16 protein-coding genes, 1 tRNA gene and 1 riboswitch are annotated in these 15,107 nt (G+C 71.8%); of the genes, 9 read left to right on the top strand and 8 right to left on the bottom strand.

Annotation, left to right across the window (positions count from 1 at the left end; all coding sequences use genetic code 11):
• The first annotated feature begins 238 nt into the window (after positions 1-238).
• Both htpX and pspAB read left to right on the top strand, forming a co-directional pair.
• The gene (gene htpX, locus ACVUH9_RS07840; RefSeq protein ID WP_475755606.1) at positions 239-1,147 is read left to right on the top strand and encodes a zinc metalloprotease HtpX; all 909 of its coding nucleotides are present in this window, start codon (positions 239-241) and stop codon (positions 1,145-1,147) included.
• Between the two features lie 133 nt (positions 1,148-1,280).
• Positions 1,281-1,868, top strand: coding sequence for a PspA-associated protein PspAB (gene pspAB / locus ACVUH9_RS07835; RefSeq protein ID WP_475755604.1), 588 nt, complete (start codon positions 1,281-1,283; stop codon positions 1,866-1,868).
• A 144-nt stretch (positions 1,869-2,012) separates the two neighbouring features.
• Here pspAB and pspAA read toward each other — a convergent pair whose 3' ends face one another.
• From pspAA to ACVUH9_RS07820, 3 genes are all read right to left on the bottom strand, one after another.
• Entirely contained in the window at positions 2,013-2,303 is a 291-nt protein-coding gene (gene pspAA, locus ACVUH9_RS07830) for a PspA-associated protein PspAA (protein ID WP_475755602.1), read from the bottom strand.
• A complete protein-coding gene (locus tag ACVUH9_RS07825; protein WP_475755600.1) occupies positions 2,300-3,067 on the bottom strand; it encodes a PspA/IM30 family protein in 768 nt (255 codons plus the stop codon). The genes pspAA and ACVUH9_RS07825 overlap by 4 nt, the downstream gene beginning before the upstream one ends.
• Positions 3,068-3,254: 187 nt before the next feature.
• Positions 3,255-3,728 (bottom strand): peptidoglycan endopeptidase, encoded by a 474-nt coding sequence (locus ACVUH9_RS07820; RefSeq protein ID WP_475755598.1) that lies wholly within the window; start codon positions 3,726-3,728, stop codon positions 3,255-3,257.
• Between the two features lie 187 nt (positions 3,729-3,915).
• Positions 3,916-4,065: riboswitch (cyclic di-AMP (ydaO/yuaA leader) on the bottom strand.
• A gap of 133 nt (positions 4,066-4,198) precedes the next feature.
• On the opposite strand from ACVUH9_RS07820, the gene ACVUH9_RS07815 reads away from it, so the two are divergent.
• From ACVUH9_RS07815 to ACVUH9_RS07800, 4 genes are all read left to right on the top strand, one after another.
• Positions 4,199-5,518 (top strand): cell wall-binding repeat-containing protein, encoded by a 1,320-nt coding sequence (locus ACVUH9_RS07815; RefSeq protein ID WP_475755596.1) that lies wholly within the window; start codon positions 4,199-4,201, stop codon positions 5,516-5,518.
• The gene (locus ACVUH9_RS07810; protein WP_475755594.1) at positions 5,515-5,793 is read left to right on the top strand and encodes a hypothetical protein; all 279 of its coding nucleotides are present in this window, start codon (positions 5,515-5,517) and stop codon (positions 5,791-5,793) included. Before ACVUH9_RS07815 ends, ACVUH9_RS07810 begins: the two co-directional genes overlap by 4 nt.
• Positions 5,794-5,925: 132 nt before the next feature.
• The gene (locus ACVUH9_RS07805) at positions 5,926-7,014 is read left to right on the top strand and encodes a hypothetical protein (protein WP_475755592.1); all 1,089 of its coding nucleotides are present in this window, start codon (positions 5,926-5,928) and stop codon (positions 7,012-7,014) included.
• Positions 7,015-7,202: 188 nt separating this feature from the next.
• A complete protein-coding gene (locus tag ACVUH9_RS07800; RefSeq protein ID WP_475755590.1) occupies positions 7,203-8,000 on the top strand; it encodes a 3-hydroxyacyl-CoA dehydrogenase family protein in 798 nt (265 codons plus the stop codon).
• 393 nt (positions 8,001-8,393) lie between these two features.
• Here the strand turns inward: ACVUH9_RS07800 and ACVUH9_RS07795 are convergent, their stop codons facing one another.
• Positions 8,394-8,681 carry a 4a-hydroxytetrahydrobiopterin dehydratase gene (locus ACVUH9_RS07795; RefSeq protein ID WP_475755588.1) on the bottom strand — a complete coding sequence of 96 codons (288 nt, stop codon included), beginning with the start codon at positions 8,679-8,681 and terminating at the stop codon, positions 8,394-8,396.
• A gap of 20 nt (positions 8,682-8,701) precedes the next feature.
• On the opposite strand from ACVUH9_RS07795, the gene ACVUH9_RS07790 reads away from it, so the two are divergent.
• Complete coding sequence (locus ACVUH9_RS07790) at positions 8,702-9,925, top strand: glycosyltransferase family 4 protein (protein WP_475755586.1); 1,224 nt, start codon at positions 8,702-8,704, stop codon at positions 9,923-9,925.
• 21 nt (positions 9,926-9,946) lie between these two features.
• On the opposite strand, the gene ACVUH9_RS07785 is transcribed toward ACVUH9_RS07790, so the two are convergent.
• The 4 genes from ACVUH9_RS07785 to ACVUH9_RS07770 all read right to left on the bottom strand — a co-directional run bounded on the left by ACVUH9_RS07785 (position 9,947) and on the right by ACVUH9_RS07770 (position 12,680).
• Complete coding sequence (locus ACVUH9_RS07785; RefSeq protein WP_475755584.1) at positions 9,947-10,678, bottom strand: rhomboid family intramembrane serine protease; 732 nt, start codon at positions 10,676-10,678, stop codon at positions 9,947-9,949.
• 151 nt (positions 10,679-10,829) lie between these two features.
• Positions 10,830-11,186 (bottom strand): hypothetical protein, encoded by a 357-nt coding sequence (locus ACVUH9_RS07780; protein ID WP_475755582.1) that lies wholly within the window; start codon positions 11,184-11,186, stop codon positions 10,830-10,832.
• The gene (locus ACVUH9_RS07775) at positions 11,183-11,728 is read right to left on the bottom strand and encodes an RNA polymerase sigma factor (protein ID WP_475755580.1); all 546 of its coding nucleotides are present in this window, start codon (positions 11,726-11,728) and stop codon (positions 11,183-11,185) included. The genes ACVUH9_RS07780 and ACVUH9_RS07775 overlap by 4 nt, the downstream gene beginning before the upstream one ends.
• A gap of 43 nt (positions 11,729-11,771) precedes the next feature.
• Entirely contained in the window at positions 11,772-12,680 is a 909-nt protein-coding gene (locus ACVUH9_RS07770; protein WP_475755578.1) for a lysophospholipid acyltransferase family protein, read from the bottom strand.
• Positions 12,681-12,823: 143 nt separating this feature from the next.
• Here ACVUH9_RS07770 and ACVUH9_RS07765 point away from each other — a divergent pair.
• Positions 12,824-12,896: transfer RNA gene (locus tag ACVUH9_RS07765), tRNA-Thr, on the top strand.
• 280 nt (positions 12,897-13,176) lie between these two features.
• On the top strand, positions 13,177-15,105 hold the full coding sequence (locus ACVUH9_RS07760) for an ABC transporter ATP-binding protein (protein WP_475755576.1): 1,929 nt from the start codon (positions 13,177-13,179) through the stop codon (positions 15,103-15,105).
• Positions 15,106-15,107 lie beyond the last annotated feature (2 nt).

The following is a 15,107-nucleotide window of genomic DNA, read 5'->3' as shown; positions in this document are numbered from 1 at the left end:
CCGCGACCAGCACGCAACGTACGTCCTCCGTTCGCCGGCGCCAAGCGGTGCAACGGCGTTTGCGGGTCCGCGCGGGCAACGCGCCCGACGGCCCGCTCCCCGACCGACGCCCCGGCCCCGCCAGCCGCGACCCGCGAACGCGGCGGACCCGCTCAAGGCCCACCCGCGACCAGGTAAATCCTCAGTAAGACCGGGGGATCTCTCCGGGTCGGCGGCGCCGGTGTGAGACCATGGGGCCATGGCTCGAGGCGCATCGTTCGGCAAGGACACCGGCCTTCAGGCCCGAATGGTCGGGACGCTCTTCGCGCTCGGCCTCCTGTACGTGATCTTCGCCGGGGTCCTGACCGCCGCGTTGAAGGGCCAGGCCGGGCTCGTCATCACGATCTGCGTGGTGATGCTGGTGATCCAGCTGTTCGCCGCCGACAAGCTCGCGCTGCGCTCGATGCACGCCCACGAGGTGACCCCGGAGCAGGCGCCGGAGCTCCACGCGCTGGTCGACCGGCTCTGCCTCCAGGCCGACCTGCCCAAGCCGAAGGTCGCGATCGCCGACGACCAGATGCCCAACGCCTTCGCGGTCGGCCGCTCCCAGAAGAACTCGACGGTCTGCGTCACGACCGGGCTGCTCGAGCTGCTGCCTCCGGCCGAGCTCGAAGGCGTGCTCGCCCACGAGCTCGCGCACGTCGCCCACCGCGACGTGCTGGTGATGACGCTGGCGAGCTTCTTCGCCTCGCTGGCGGCGATGATCATGCAGAACGCGATCTGGTTCGGCGGCGGCAGCCGCGACAACCGCGACAGCGGCCCCGGCCTGCTGGTCGTGCTCGCCGTCTCGGCCGCCGTCTACGCGATCAGCTTCATGCTCCTGCGGGCCCTCTCCCGCTACCGCGAGTACGCGGCCGACCGCGGCGCGGCGGTCGTCACCGGGCGCCCGAGCGCGCTGGCGGCGGCCCTGGTCCGGATCAGCGACGGGATCGCTCGTACCCCCGAGAAGGATCTGCGCGAGGTCGGCGCCGTCCAGGCCTTCTACATCCTGCCGCCGCGGGCCAAGAGCGCGATGAGCCAGCTCTTCGCGACGCACCCGCCGACCGAGAAGCGGATCGCCGCGCTCCAGCAGATCGAAGCGCAGCTCCAGTCCGGCCAGACCTCGTGAGCGAGCTGCACGCGCCTCGCGGCGGGGAGCGCCACCGGTCGATCCGACCCGTGGCGGGCCACTGCGTCGGCTCGACCGTCGCCCCTCCCCATCCGCGATCCACGCACATCTCATCTCACGAAAGGCGGTGTCCATGGGCTTCCTGAACACGCTCTTCGGTCGCACGCAAACCGTCAAGCAGGTCCGTCCGGACCGGCTGTTCGCGCTGACGACCGCGGCGATCGACCTCCAGACGGCCCACGACATCGTCACCACCGGCGAGGCGGCGATCGTCTTCCAGCCACTGGCGACCGGCGACTTCACGCAGATCGCCGACGACGTCGAGCAGCTGCTGCGGAGCACCGGCGAGGAGACCGGCACCACGATCGAGCGCCGCGACGACGCCTACGGCTACCGCTGGATGGTCCTCAAGGACTCCGACGTCGACGATCAGGTGATCGGCGTCAACTCGGTGATGGAGTCGCTCCAGGCCGGCGGCTACGCCGACCGCGTGCTCTGCGCCGTGTTCGCGATGCGCGAGGAGCCGACCTCACGGCTGCTGCACCTGGTCTACCTCGCCAAGCGCGGCACCTGGTACCCGTTCGTCCCGCTTCCGGGTGCGGCCAAGGAGCGCGACCGCGAGCGTGAGCTGCAGCTCCGCGCGGTGCTCTCCCCGATGATGCCGCTCGAGCCCGAGATGGACCGCTGGTACCCGCTCTGGGGCGCTCCGCTCGGCGGCTGAGCCCCCGAAGGACCGCGGGCACGGGTAGACCGGTCCGAGCCGCCGGGTCGGCGGCAACGTGGTCCGCAGGCCCGGGGCCCCCGCTCGACGCGGGGACCCCGGCACGCCACGTACCCGATTCGGGACGCTCAGGCGTCCCGGACCTCAGGCCTCGGTGCGGTCGGGAACCAGTCCCTCGCCCGTGAACTCGCGGCCGGCTTCCTCGAAGCTGAAGTCGTCGGCCGGGATCAGGACGTCGCTGCTGGTCAGCTCGTCGTCGCCGAGTGGCACCCCGCGCTCGCGCACGAAGGCCAGCAGCTGCGCGAACCGCTCGCGGTAGGCCGCCTCGTCCCCCGCGTCGACCGCGGTCACGATCGCGTCGTCGATCTCGTTCAGCGCGGGGTGTTCGGCGTCGTCGAGCCGATACTGCTTGTCGTTGAAGATCCGGACGATCACGCGCCCGGCTCCTGGGCCTTCTCCGGCGACCCCTGATCGATCTGCGCGGCCGGCGTGCCGCCGCTGAGCTCGGCCTTCATCCGCTCCAGCTCGGAGTCGACCTGCGAGCCGCTGGTCAGCGCCTCGAGCTGGCGGTCGATGTCGTCCTTGCCGCTCCCGAGCTCACCGATGTCGCCGAGCGTGCCGGCTGCCTCGAGTTCCGCGACCGCGTCCGCACGGGCGCGCATGTTCTCGGTCTTGTCGGTGGCGCGCTGCATCGCCATGCCGACCTCGGCCATCGACTCGCCGACGCCGCTGGCGGCCTCGGAGATCCGGACCTGGGCCTCAGCGGCGCTGTACTGCGCCTTGATGACCTCCTTCTTGGTCCGGAACTGCTCGATCTTCACCCGCAGCTTCTGCTCGTTGGCGATCAGCGTCTCCTGCTGATTCTCCAACTCGGCGATCTGGGCGTCCTGGCCCTGGAGCTCGTTCTGGATCAGCGTCTTGCGCTCGAGCGCCGTGCGGGCCAGCTCTTCGTTGCCGGCGGCGAGCGCCTGGCGGGCCTGGGTGTCGAGCTTGACGACGGCCTGCTGCTGCTTGTCGGACTGCAGCTGCAGGCGCTTCTTCGCGGTAACGATGTCCGCGATGCCCTTCTTGACGTTCTGCAGGTTCTCCAGCTGCTTCTGGTAGCTGTAGTCGAGCGTCTCGCCCGGGTCTTCAGCCTTGTCCAGAACGCGGGACAACTTGGCCTTGATGGTGTTGGACATGCGGCCGCCGAGACCCATGTGGTCCTCCTTGTGGCGTGTGCGGGGAACTGCCCGCACAGCCTACCGATCCAGGCTCAAGCAACCGTCAACGACGAAGGGCACCGCGATGCGGTGCCCTCTCGTCCTCCCCGACCGAGCGAATCGGCCGGAAACCCCGTCCCCGACCCGCGAACGGGTCGAGCCGGAGTTGGTCCCTACAGGCGGGTTAGAGCCCGGCCGGGTGCACGACGTCGAACGACGCCGCGTCCTTGCGGTTGTTCGGGCGCCACTGCGGGCCCTTGAGGCGGCTCGTGTCGGCGGCGGCCGACGTGTCGAGGCGGAGACCGGCGATCACGGCGTAGGCGTGACCCTGGTTGCCGTAGACCGAGATCCACTGGCCGACGCCGGACTCGGCGGCAGCCCACTCGCCGTCGAACTCGTACGAGGAGAGCGGCGTCTTGAGGAGGTTGGCCCCGATCAGCGCGTAGCTGATGGTGCCGGAGCAGTCGTAGCCGGAGTCCTCGACCCGGGCGTGTCCGCCGCCCCACTTGTACGGCTTGCCGACGATCTTGTTCGCAGCGATCACGGCCGTCTGAACGGCGGCCGGGGCCTGCAGCGGGACCCGAGCGAAGTAGGCGGTGCGCCCGTCGACGGTCTTGCCCTTGTACCGCTTGGCGCGGACGCCGGCGGTGGTCTGCATGCCGGCGGGGATCGCGACGGCGCCAGCGGCGGCGGGAGCCGCAGCGGCGGGGTCAGCGGGGGCCGTAGCGGCCGGCTCGACCGGCGTCAGACCACCGGTCCGAGGGGTTGCTGCAGACGCGGTGCCGGCGATTCCGACGGCAAGCACCGCGGACAAGGCCATAGCTCGAGTAGTGAAGCGCACGTAACTGTTCTCTTTCGTCGGCCTACGGGGTTAGCTGACGGGCTAGCGCAGAAAGAGCCAGCGCTTCCACCGGAAGACCGGTGAATTAGCCCCAAGGAACATGTGGTTCCCCCGCTCACCGGGAACGACCCCGGCGATTCGGCTTGCGGCACAGTATCAGGGCCAGCGCAATGTGTCACCCAGCCCTGCACCTGATCCTGCAACGTGCGGGAATCGGCGCACCGCGGAGAGCAGCACGCGAGCGGGAGGGGCGCGGGCCGCGGGCCGTGCGGGTAGCGTTCAGCCCGATGCGCACGGAACGGGTCTGTCCTCGCCGCGCCCCGGTCCTGCTGGCTGCGCTGGTGACCGGGGCCGTTGCCCTCACCGGTTGCGGCGGCGACGGCGACAAGCCACCGTCGCCGTTCGTCGCGCCCAAGGGCGAGTCGAAGGCCGCTGCCAACCTCGGCTTTCCGGTCGTCGCCACGCGCAACACCACCCGCACCGCGACCAACGACCCGGACGACGCTGCGGCCGGGATCGCGCGCGCCATCTACTCGGGCGGCGCGGCCGAGACCCAGGCCCGCGTGGTCACGCTGGTCGACCGCAACGACTGGCGGACGGCGCTCGCGGCGACCTCGCTGATGGCGACGCCGATCGGCGCCCCGATCCTGTTCAGCGACGGCAACGAGCTGCCCGCGGCCACGACCGAGGCGCTGACCGCGCTCCGCCCCGTCGGCAGCGACGTCGCCGGGGGCGCCCAGGCGATCCGGATCGGCAACGTCGGCCGTCCCTCCGGCCTCCGCACCTCCGACGTCGGCGGCGCCGACTCCTACGAGCTCGCGCTGGCGATCGACCGCTTCGGTGCCGCCGCCCGCAGCCGCTCGAGCAACCGGGTGGTCGTCGTCAGCGGCGACCAGCCGGCGTTCGCGGTCCCCGCCGCCTCGTGGCTGGCCAAGACCGGCGACCCGGTCGCCTTCGTCACCAAGGACGCGATCCCGCCGGCGACCGCCCGCCAGCTGCGGACCCACCCCGGCGCCAAGCTCTACGTGCTCGGCCCCGACAGCGCGATCTCCCCCGCGGTCGCCAAGCAGCTGCGCCGCTACGGGACCGTCCGCCGGATCGGCGACCCCGACCCGGTCAAGAACGCGATCGCCTTCGCCCGCTTCAGCGACGGCGCGTTCGGCTGGAACGTCAACGAGCCCGGCCACGGCTTCACCTTCGCGCGGGCGGGCGACCCGCTGCCCGCGATCACCCTCGCGCCGCTGTCGGCGACCGGCCTGCACGGCCCGCTGCTGCTGCTCGACAGCGCCAGCAAGCTGCCCGAGCCCGTCCGCCAGTACCTGCTCGACGTCCAGCCCGGCTACCAGAACGACCCTGCTCGCGGCGTGTACAACCGCGGCTGGCTGACCGGTGACGTCGGCGCGATCGACGTCGCGGTCCAGTCGCAGCTCGACGCGCTGATGGAGATCGTCCCCGTCCGCGGCGCGACGACGGCCCCGAACCCCGCAACGACGACCGGCGCGACGCCCGCGCCGAAGACCGGGACCACGACGACCGGCACCCGGACCACGGGCACCACGTCGGCGCCCACCCCTCCCCCGAAGTCCGAGACGAAGAAGACCCCATGAGCGAAGCCGAACGCCCCGACCACCGCAACCTCGGTGCCGCGGTCACGATCGACGACATCCGCGAGCTGACCGGCGCCGCGACGCCGCACTTCGCGCAGCAGATCCGCAACCGCGTCGCCCGGCTGATCGCGGACCTGCCCGCCGACCATCCCGCGCGCCGGATCGGTGAGAGCGAGATCATCCGCCTGACCGAGCTCGGGCGCAGCGGCGAGGTCCGCGGGACCCCGGCCCAGCCCGGCATGCCCGGACTGCCGTCGACGGCCCTGCCGAAGTGACCCCGCGCTCGGGTGGGCCCTGGCCCACCCGAGCGCCCTCGCCGCGCCCGGGAGCCGGACACCAGCGCTGGTGTCCGACCGGACCAGCAGCGACGATGGCCCGGTGACCCTCCCCGATCCCCGCGAGGCACCATGACCATCTCCGTTGCCCCTCCCGTCGCCGGGCCGGCGCTGTGGTCGGTCGTCCAGGACCTGCCGGTCCAGATCGACGCGGTCGGCCGTGAGCCACTCGAGCGCCAGACGGCCGCCTTCCTGCGCCGTTCGACCCTCGTCCGCCTCTCCGGCGCCGGCCATGACGGCGTCGGCGAGGACGTCACCTACGACGCCGACGCCCACCCGCTCTTCCAGGCCTGGGACGGCCTCGTCGACCTGCGGGGCGGCTGGACGCTCGCCAGCCTCGCGAAGCGCCTCGACGAGGTCAGCCTGTTCCCCTCCCCGCCCGAGCACGAGGTCTACGAGCGCTACCGGCGCTGGGCCTTCGAGTCGGCCGCCCTCGACCTCGCCCTCCGGCAGGCCGGCCGCTCGCTGGCCGAGTTGGCCGCCCGACCGGTCGCGCCGATGACGTTCGTCTCCAGCCGCGCCGTCGGCGACCCGCCCGACCCGACGGTGATCGCCGACCTGCGGAAGCGCTCGCCCGGCCTCCGCATGAAGCTCGATCTCGGCACCGCCTGGGACGCCGATGCCGTCGCCGCGCTCGCCGGCGACGACGCCGTCGCGACCGTCGACCTCAAGGGCTGGTACCACGGCACCACGGTCGACACCCCGGTCGACGCCGCGACCTACCGGCTGCTCCTGGAGGGCCTGCCCGACGCCCTCTTCGAGGATCCGGGCGTGACCCCGGAGACCGAGCCGGTGCTTCGCGAGCACGCCGCTCGCCTGACCTGGGACGTCCCGCTCCAGAGCGCCGCCGACCTCGATCAGCTGCCGTTCACCCCGGTCATCGTCAACGTCAAGCCGTCGCGCGTCGGCTGCCTGCGCGAGCTCTCGGCCGTCTACGAGGCCTGTGCCGCCCGCGGCATCGGCGTCTACTCCGGGGGCCAGACCGAGCTCGGCGCCGGCCGCGGCCAGGCCCAGCTGCTGGCGGCCCTGTTCCATCCCGACGGCCCGAACGACCTCGCTCCGACGGTCTTCAACGACGCCGAGCTGCCCCACGAGCTCCCGGCGTCGCCGTTGACGCTGGTCCCCGCCGCGAACGGGTTCCGGCTCGGCGCCGACGGCTGAGTCACGGCATCATCAAGACGGACGCCGACGCAGGGGATCGTCGGCGCTCCTGGAGGGCTCCCGCCGTAGGCGGCGGGGACCCGCCAAGGTGGCCTCCACGGGCAGTGGGAGTGGCGCAACGCGTCGCTTCCGACTCCCAGTAGGCTGCCACTTTTCCCCCATTCTTCCGTCAGCGAACCTGGAACCACATGTCTGAGACAGTCGCCGTCGCCGGATCCGGCACCATTGCCTGCGGGATCGCGGTCACCGCCGCCCGTACATCCCCCAAGGTCTTCCTGTGGGCCCGCTCCGAGGCCAGCGCCGCCCGCGCGCAGGCGTCGATCGACAAGCAGGGCGGCAAGCTCGAGGTCGACGTCTCCGGCGTCACGGTGACGACCGACATCGCCGACTTCAGCGAGGCCACCTACATCATCGAGGCCGTCTCGGAGGACCACGAGACGAAGTCGGCCGTCTTCGGCCAGCTCGTCGCCGTGGCCGCGCCCAACGCGATCCTCGCCACCACGACCTCCTCGCTCTCGGTCGAGAAGCTCGCCGAGGCCTCGGGCATCAGCGAGCGGTTCGTCGGCCTCCACGTCTTCAACCCCGTCACGAAGATGGAGCTGATCGAGCTGATCTTCCCGTCGGCGGCCAGCGAAGACACCAAGCAGCGCTCGCGCGACCTGGCGACCGCTTGGGAGAAGACCGCGATCGAGATGCCGGACCTGCCCGGCTTCGTGGTCAACAAGCTGCTCTTCCCGTTCCTCTTCGAGGCCGTGAAGCTGAAGGAGGAGACGGGGCTCTCCGCCAAGGACATCGACACCTGCATGCAGCTCGGTGCCGGTCAGCCGATGGGCCCGTTCGCCCTGCTCGACTTCGTCGGGCTCGACGTCTCGAAGGCGATCGGCGAGGTCATCGGCGCCGACGTCCCCCAGGCCGTGAGCGACCTGGTCGCCGAGGGCAAGCTCGGCCGCAAGAGCGGCGAGGGCTTCCTCGACTGGCGCCGCTGAGCGAGCGAGGACCGGCGGCCTCGCGCCGCCGGTAGCTCGCCCGGGCGTCACCCGGGCGCTACGCCACGGGGCGGTCGCGAATGCGAGCTCGCCCCACGAGCCCCGCGGTATGCGGTACAAACAAACGACCCCGAAGAGCAAGCTCAACGGGGTCGTCCGTGCGTGTGTGTGGTGGTCAGGGCGACGAATCGCCCTTCCCGTATGTTGGCACGGCGCCGTCCCGGGCACCGGGCCATGTTGTCCCGTCCAGCCGCACCAGGATCGGCTCGGACAACAACATAATCGCCGATTGGGCTATCGAACTTGACCTCGGAAGCACCGTTTCTGCGAAGTTGGCGCATATGCACTCACTTCGCCTAGCGCAGTGCCCCACTATGGCCATTCTGACGCGAACTACTGCTCCTGCAGCTCGTCGACCCGCTCGGCCAGCTCCAGATCGTGTTCGGTGATCCCCGCCGCGCTATGGGTCGACAACCGCAGCCGCACGTGGTTCCAGTCGTGCAGCGCGATGTCCGGGTGATGCCCCTGCGCCTCGGCCAAACCGCCGACCGCATTGACGAAGTCGAGCGCCGCCGCGAAGTCCTTGAAGGTCCACTCGCGCTCGAGACCGTCGTCGACGTGCGTCCACGGACGGCCCTCCAGCCACGAGTCGAGTCGTTCTCCACCGATCAGGTTCGCCATAAAGAGGGATAGTGGAGCACGTGACGTCCCAACGCCACCCGGTACCGGGCGCGCCGCGCTCGATCCTCTACCTCCACAGCTCGGCGGGCCACTACGGTGCCGACCGCCAGCTCGCCGCGATGGTCAGCGGACTCGCCCCAGAGCGCTTCCGGGCGATCGTGGTGCTCGCCCACGACGGTCCCCTGGTCGACGACCTCCACAACGCCGGCGCGGAGGTCCTCGTCCGGCCGCTCTCGGTGCTGCGTCGGGACCTGCTGTCGCCTGCGGGACTCGCCCGCGTCGCCGCGGCCTGGGCGTCGGACGCCGGCGGACTCGGTCACCTCGCCCGGCACCGCGACGTCGCGCTCGTCCACACCAACAGCTCGGTCACGCTCGGCGGCGCCGCCGCCGCACGGATCGCGCGGATCCCCCACGTCTGGCACGTGCGCGAGCTCTACAGCGGCCACGAGCGGTGGTGGCCGACCTACCGCAGGATGTTGTTGACCGCCGATGCGCTCCCGTGCGTGAGCGAGGCCGTCCGCGGCCAGTTCGACGGCGCGCCGCGGGCCAACCGCAGTCCCCGCGGCTCGCGGACGACGGTCGTGCCCGACGGCCTCCCCCTCGCCCCCGACCCGATCACCCGCGCGGCCGCCCGCAAGCAGCTCGACCTCGCGCCCGGCGCGTTCGTCGTCGCGCTGCTCGGACGGCTCTCCTCGTGGAAGGGCCAGGAGATCCTGATCGATGCGCTCGCCGAACCGCCGCTGCGGGACGATCCTCGCGTCGCCGTGCTGCTCGCCGGCTCGGCCTGGCGGCACACGCCGCAGATGACCCGGGCCCTGCACGAGCGAGCCGCAGGCCTGGGCGTGGACGAGCGCGTCCGGCTGCCGGGGTTCGTCGACCGGGTCGGCCTGGTCTACGCGGCGGCCGACCTCGTCGCCGTGCCGTCGACGCAACCCGATCCGCTGCCCAGCGCCGTCCTCGAAGCGGCCGCCGCCGGATGCTGCGTGGTCGCCGCCGACCACAGCGGCCCCCGCGAGCTGCTCGACGGCGGACGCCTCGGCGTGCTCGTCCCGCCGGGCGACCCCGCCACCCTCTCGCGGGTGTTGGCGGAGCTGCGCGACGATCCCGCCCGCCGCGCTCAGCTCGGGGCCGCCGCCGCGCAGAACGCCCGGGCCCGGTTCGGGCCCGAACGGCTGGCGGAGCGGATCGACGCCCTCTACTCGCGCCTCCTGACCCCCAGCGGAACGACGCCAGCGCGTCGGTGACGGGCGACGCCGGCCCGGCGGCTAGAACCCGACCGTGGTCCCGAGCTGTCCGACCGTGACGATCGAGCCGACCACCGCGACGACGCAGAGGCCGCCGCAGAGCGCCGGGCCGAGCCAGCGCGGTCCACGCCGGTCGCCCTCGTGCAGGGCGACCGCGACGAGCACGCCGAACAGCAGTCCGCCGAGGTGCCCACCGAAGCTGATCCCCGTCCCGGGCAGGAACGAGATCACCACGTTCAGCACCAGCAGCATCCCGATCTGGCTCTGGAACGGGTTGATCCCCTGACGGCGCATCTCGACGACGAGGTACCCCATCAGCCCGAAGACCGCGCCCGAAGCACCGACCGTCGGCGTCGTGGTCGTCTGGAGCAGGGCCCCGAACGCCCCGCCGAGCAGGGCCGTGAAGTACAGCAGCCCGAACCGGGCGCTCCCGATCCGCTGCTCGATCTCCGTACCGAGGATGTACAGGATGTACATGTTGAAGGCGACGTGCAGCAGCCCCGTGTGCAGGAAGCCGCTGGTGACGAGGCGCCAGTACTCGTCGTTGAAGTAGACGGCCGGGCCCCACAGCGCACCGTGCTGGTAGACCCAGCTGCTGCCCGACCCGCCGGTGATCCCGAAGTTGCCTTCCAGCAGGAAGACGACGACGCAGACGGCGATGATCGTCTGGGTCACCCTGGCGGCCGCCGCGCCCCCGATCGAGCCCATCGTGTGGACCTTGGTGCGCTGCTTGGCGCATTCAGGGCACCGCATGCCGACCGGGGTGGCCGTCATGCAGTCGGGACAGATCGGCCGGCCGCAGTGGGAGCACGCCACGCCGGTCTCACGCGCCGGGTGGCGATAGCAAGTGGTCATTCGAGCGGAAAGCTACCAGGCAACCCGCCGACCCAAGCCGACCGGGGACTCAGCGCTTGCTGAGCCGCTCGACGCCCCGTCGAACCGCGTCGGCCACGTCCTCGGCCGCGCGGTCGAGGGTGATACCCGCGTGCTTGCGTCGCTGGCGGCTGCGCTGGCGCCAACCCAGCAGCGCGAGACCGGTGCCGGCGGTTCCGCCGACCGCGACCGCGACCGCCGGGCGGATCCAGTTGCGCGGGTCGCGCATCGCCGCCAGCTCCCACGACTCGAGCTCGTCGGCGGCCAGCTCGGTGAGGTTGCGGAGCGTCGTCTCGACCCGCGCCCCGAGCCGCTCCGGCGGCTCGATCGGCGCCATCGCCTCGCGCAGGAGCCGTTCGATGTCGATCTTGTCGTCGGTCTGGCTCATCGCGTGATCCCCGGCGTCGGCGTCTTCTCGACGAGCCCCTCGAGCTGCTTGATCGCCCGGTGCAGGAGGACCTTGGTCGCCCCGTCGGAGCGGCCCATCGCCCTCGCGATCTCGCGGTTGTCCATTCCCAGGGCGAAACGCATGATCAGTGCCTCGCGGCGGTCGTCGGGCAGGTCCTGCACGGCAGCGAGGATGCGCCCCAGCTCGTCGCGCTCCTCCACCAGGTCCTCGGTGGTGTGGGTCGCCCGCAGGACCGTCGTCGAGTCGTCGTCGTCGATCGAGGTCTGCGGCCGCCGGGAGCGGTCACGGAAGAGGTTCGCGGCGAGGTTGTGCGCGATCCGGATCAGCCACGGCCGCAGCGGCCGTCCGTCGGACTCGTTCAACGCTCGCTCGAAGTGCCGGTAGGCCTGCAAGAACGTCTGCTCGGTGAGGTCCTCCGCGTCGTGGTGGTTGCCGACCCGGTAGTAGGCGAAGGAGTAGACGTCCCGCAGGTGGGCCCGGTAGAGCTCCGAGAACCGGTCGTCGAGCTCCGCCTTGTCCACGCCGCTCACCTTAGCGTCCAGGTGGCCGGCCGCCAGACTCCCCCTAGCCGTGCGCGGATCGGCTCTCCTGGTCGTGGGTCTCCAGCAGCTGCTCGGCATCGGGCGCCGGGGCCGCGGCGATCTGGAGGCCGCCCGGCGGGGCCAGCTCCGGACGCAGCAGCGCCGGGTCGACGCCGATCCCGCGCTCGGTCATGTGCCCGCCGAGCGAGTTCCACTGCAGCTCGACGCAGGGCCAGATCCGCGCGGTCACCGCGCGAGCGAGGTCCGCGGTCGGCTCCTCGATGTGCGGGAAGGTCAACGGGCGCCCGGCCCGCACGATCACCTTGTGCGGGCGGATCCGCCAGCGGGTCCGGATGTGGGTGGTGCCGTGGACGGCGATCGGCACGACCGGGGCGCCGGTCTCCAGCGCCAGTCGACCGACGCCACGCTTCGGGCTGCCGATCCCGCCGGGCCGGGTCCGCGTGCCCTCGGGGAAGATCACGACGCAGTCGCCACGCTCGAGCACGGCGCGGGCGGTGCCCATCGCGTCGCCGTCGGCACCGCCACGGTCGATCGGGAACGCCCCGAGGCTGTTGAGGAACCACCGCTGGAGCGGCTTGCGGAAGAGCTCCTTCTTGGCCACGAAGTAGAGCGGCCGGCGGCTCATCGCGCCGATCACGAACGGATCGAGGAAGCTGCGGTGATTGGCGGCGAAGATCACCGGGCCGCTGGCCGGAACGTGCTCGCGACCGATCCGCGTCATCCGGAAGTAGACGTGGAAGAACGGCTGGAAGAACGCGCGGACGACCCAGTAGACGAGCGGATTGACGCCCTTGTCGACCCGCTGGTGGAGGGCGAGGCGCTGGTCGCGGCTCAGGTCCGGTCGTTCGCCCGGCTTGGTGACGGCCACCGGCAGCGGGGACGGCGCGTCCTGTCGCTGCTGGTCGGTCGGGGGTGCTGATTCGGGCGGCATCGCACTTGTAGTGACCCCGGTGCGGCCCCGCGGTTACAGGCGGGGCGCCGGATCCGGGCCGATCGGGCGGACCGCGGAGCGTTCCCCGCGGCACGGCCCACGACGGCCTCAGCGGCCCGCGCGCGGTACTGTGCGGGGCCCCGGCCGACGTAGCTCAGTTGGTAGAGCACTCGCCTTGTAAGCGGAAGGTCACCGGTTCGAATCCGGTCGTCGGCTCTCCGGAGCGCCCGAACTACCGTCCGGTCGTTCCCCGAAGGACTCGTGGCCTCGTCGGAGGTGGGGATCGGCCTGCTCCGACCTCCGGCTCCGATCGCCCCCGGTACGCGCTCGAGGTGGACACGGGACGCGAGCGTGGACCGTCGCCGGGGCCTTCCGCCGCTCAGGTCCGTCGCCTGGCTCCGCTGACGGCTCCCCCTCGGCTCTGCCTCCTTCCCCGGGCCCGGGCCCGGAGGCAGGCGCGCAGTAGCCCGGAGGGGTCCTGTCGTAGCCTGCCCTAATGGCCGCCGACCACCCAGCCCCCGGGGTCCTCGCCGCCCGTCCGACCGACGCGGACCTGCACCCGCTGCGCCGTCTCTGGCGCCGCGCGGGCCGTTTCCGTCCCCGGATCATCGCGGCGACGATCTCGACGATCCTCAACAAGCTCTTCGACATCGCGCCGGAGCTGCTGATCGGCGTCGCGATCGACGTCGTGGTCCGGACCGACGACAGCTTCGTCGCCCAGATCTTCGGCGTCGAGGACCGGGGCGACCAACTGCTCGTGCTCGCCGGGATCACCGTGATCGCGTGGGTCCTCGAATCCTCGAGCCAGTACATCGCCGACCGCCTCTGGCGCGGGCTCTCGCAGGACCTCCAACACGAGCTGCGCCTCGACACCTACCGCCACGTCCAGGAGCTGGACCTGGCCTGGTTCGAGGATCGCGCCTCCGGCCGACTGCTGACCGTCCTCAACGACGACGTCAACCAGCTCGAGCGGTTCCTCGACGTCGGCGCGAGCAAGATCATCCTGACCGCCACCAACGTGATCGCGGTCGGCGCGGTCTTCGTCGTGATCTCGCCGATGCTGGCGCTCGTCGCCTTCCTGCCGATCCCGGTGATCATCGGCGGCTCGCTGCTCTTCCAGCGCCGGCTCGGACCGCGCTACGTCGCCGTCCGCGAGCGGGCTGGTCGGCTCGGCGGGCTGATCGGGGGCAACCTCGGCGGGATCGCCACGATCAAGGCGTTCGGCGCCGAGGAGCGCGAGGCCGCCCGAGTCTCCGTCGCGTCGGCCGACTACGCCCAGGCCAATCGCCAGGCGATCGCGTTGAGCGCCGCGTTCGTGCCGCTGATCCGGATGGCGATCCTGGTCGGCTTCATCCTGACCCTGGTCCTCGGCGGCCGCGCGGCGCTCGACGGCAGCCTCGAGATCGGCCTCTACTCGGTGCTGGTGTTCATGACCCAGCGGCTGCTGTGGCCGCTGACCGAGCTCGGCGAGACGCTCGACCTGTACCAGCGCGGGGTCGCCTCGATCCGCCGGATCCTCGACCTCCTCGACACCCCCGTGGCGGTCGCCGGTGGCACCCGCCAGCTCCCCGAGCAAGCCGGCCGAACCGGACTCGCGGTGCGCTTCGACGAGGTCGAGTTCGGCTACCGGACCAGCGATCCCGACGCGGCCGACGACGCCAACGCCGCCCATCCCGACGACGCACCGGTCCCCGCCGCAGCGCCCGAGCGGCGCCCCGTGCTCCGTGGTCTCCAGCTCGACGTCCCGGCCGGGGAGACCCACGCGATCGTCGGCGCGACCGGAGCCGGCAAGTCGACGGTCGTGAAGCTGCTGCTGCGGCTCTACGACCCGGACGGCGGCCAGCTGAGCGTCGGTGGGGTCCCCGCCGAGGAGCTGTCCTTCGCCAGCCTCCGGGGCGCGATCGGGTACGTCGGCCAGGACACCTTCCTGTTCGACGGCAGCGTCGCCGACAACCTCCGCTACGGCGCGCCCGACGCCAGCGACGAGCAGCTCCAGCGGGCCGCCGTCCTGGCCGAGGCGGACGGCTTCGTCCAGGACCTGCCGCAGGGGTACGACACGCCCGTCGGCGAGCGCGGCATCAAGCTCTCCGGCGGCCAGCGGCAGCGGCTCACGATCGCCCGCGCGCTCGTCCGGAATCCGCCGATCCTGGTCCTCGACGAGGCCACCAGCGCCGTCGACAACGAGACCGAGGCGGCGATCCAGCGCTCATTGCTCCGCGTCAGCCACGAGCGGACGACGATCGTGATCGCCCACCGGCTGTCGACGATCCGGCACGCCGACCGGATCCACGTGATGCACGCCGGGGTCGTGGCCGAGGCCGGGACCCACGAGCAGCTGCTGGCCCTCGGCGGGCGCTACGCCGCGCTCTGGGCGGTCCAGACCGGCGAGATCGCCGACGACCTGATCGGCCGCCCCGCGGAGTGAGC

The sequence above is a fragment of the Patulibacter ginsengiterrae genome, from assembly GCF_056269115.1.
The sequence above is the reverse complement of the archived record's forward strand: the minus strand, read 5'-3'. Positions and strand labels throughout refer to the sequence as shown.

Coding starts and splice junctions, on each gene's coding strand:
- ACVUH9_RS07805 (WP_475755592.1), top strand. CDS start 5,926: ATGACCATCTCCGTTGCCCCTCCCGTCGCCGGGCCGGCGCTGTGGTCG.
- ACVUH9_RS07785 (WP_475755584.1), bottom strand. CDS start 10,678: ATGCGGTGCCCTGAATGCGCCAAGCAGCGCACCAAGGTCCACACGATG.
- ACVUH9_RS07780 (WP_475755582.1), bottom strand. CDS start 11,186: ATGAGCCAGACCGACGACAAGATCGACATCGAACGGCTCCTGCGCGAG.
- ACVUH9_RS07815 (WP_475755596.1), top strand. CDS start 4,199: ATGCGCACGGAACGGGTCTGTCCTCGCCGCGCCCCGGTCCTGCTGGCT.
- htpX (WP_475755606.1), top strand. CDS start 239: ATGGCTCGAGGCGCATCGTTCGGCAAGGACACCGGCCTTCAGGCCCGA.
- ACVUH9_RS07820 (WP_475755598.1), bottom strand. CDS start 3,728: ATGCAGACCACCGCCGGCGTCCGCGCCAAGCGGTACAAGGGCAAGACC.
- ACVUH9_RS07800 (WP_475755590.1), top strand. CDS start 7,203: ATGTCTGAGACAGTCGCCGTCGCCGGATCCGGCACCATTGCCTGCGGG.
- ACVUH9_RS07810 (WP_475755594.1), top strand. CDS start 5,515: ATGAGCGAAGCCGAACGCCCCGACCACCGCAACCTCGGTGCCGCGGTC.
- ACVUH9_RS07795 (WP_475755588.1), bottom strand. CDS start 8,681: ATGGCGAACCTGATCGGTGGAGAACGACTCGACTCGTGGCTGGAGGGC.
- pspAB (WP_475755604.1), top strand. CDS start 1,281: ATGGGCTTCCTGAACACGCTCTTCGGTCGCACGCAAACCGTCAAGCAG.
- ACVUH9_RS07770 (WP_475755578.1), bottom strand. CDS start 12,680: ATGCCGCCCGAATCAGCACCCCCGACCGACCAGCAGCGACAGGACGCG.
- ACVUH9_RS07760 (WP_475755576.1), top strand. CDS start 13,177: ATGGCCGCCGACCACCCAGCCCCCGGGGTCCTCGCCGCCCGTCCGACC.
- ACVUH9_RS07825 (WP_475755600.1), bottom strand. CDS start 3,067: ATGGGTCTCGGCGGCCGCATGTCCAACACCATCAAGGCCAAGTTGTCC.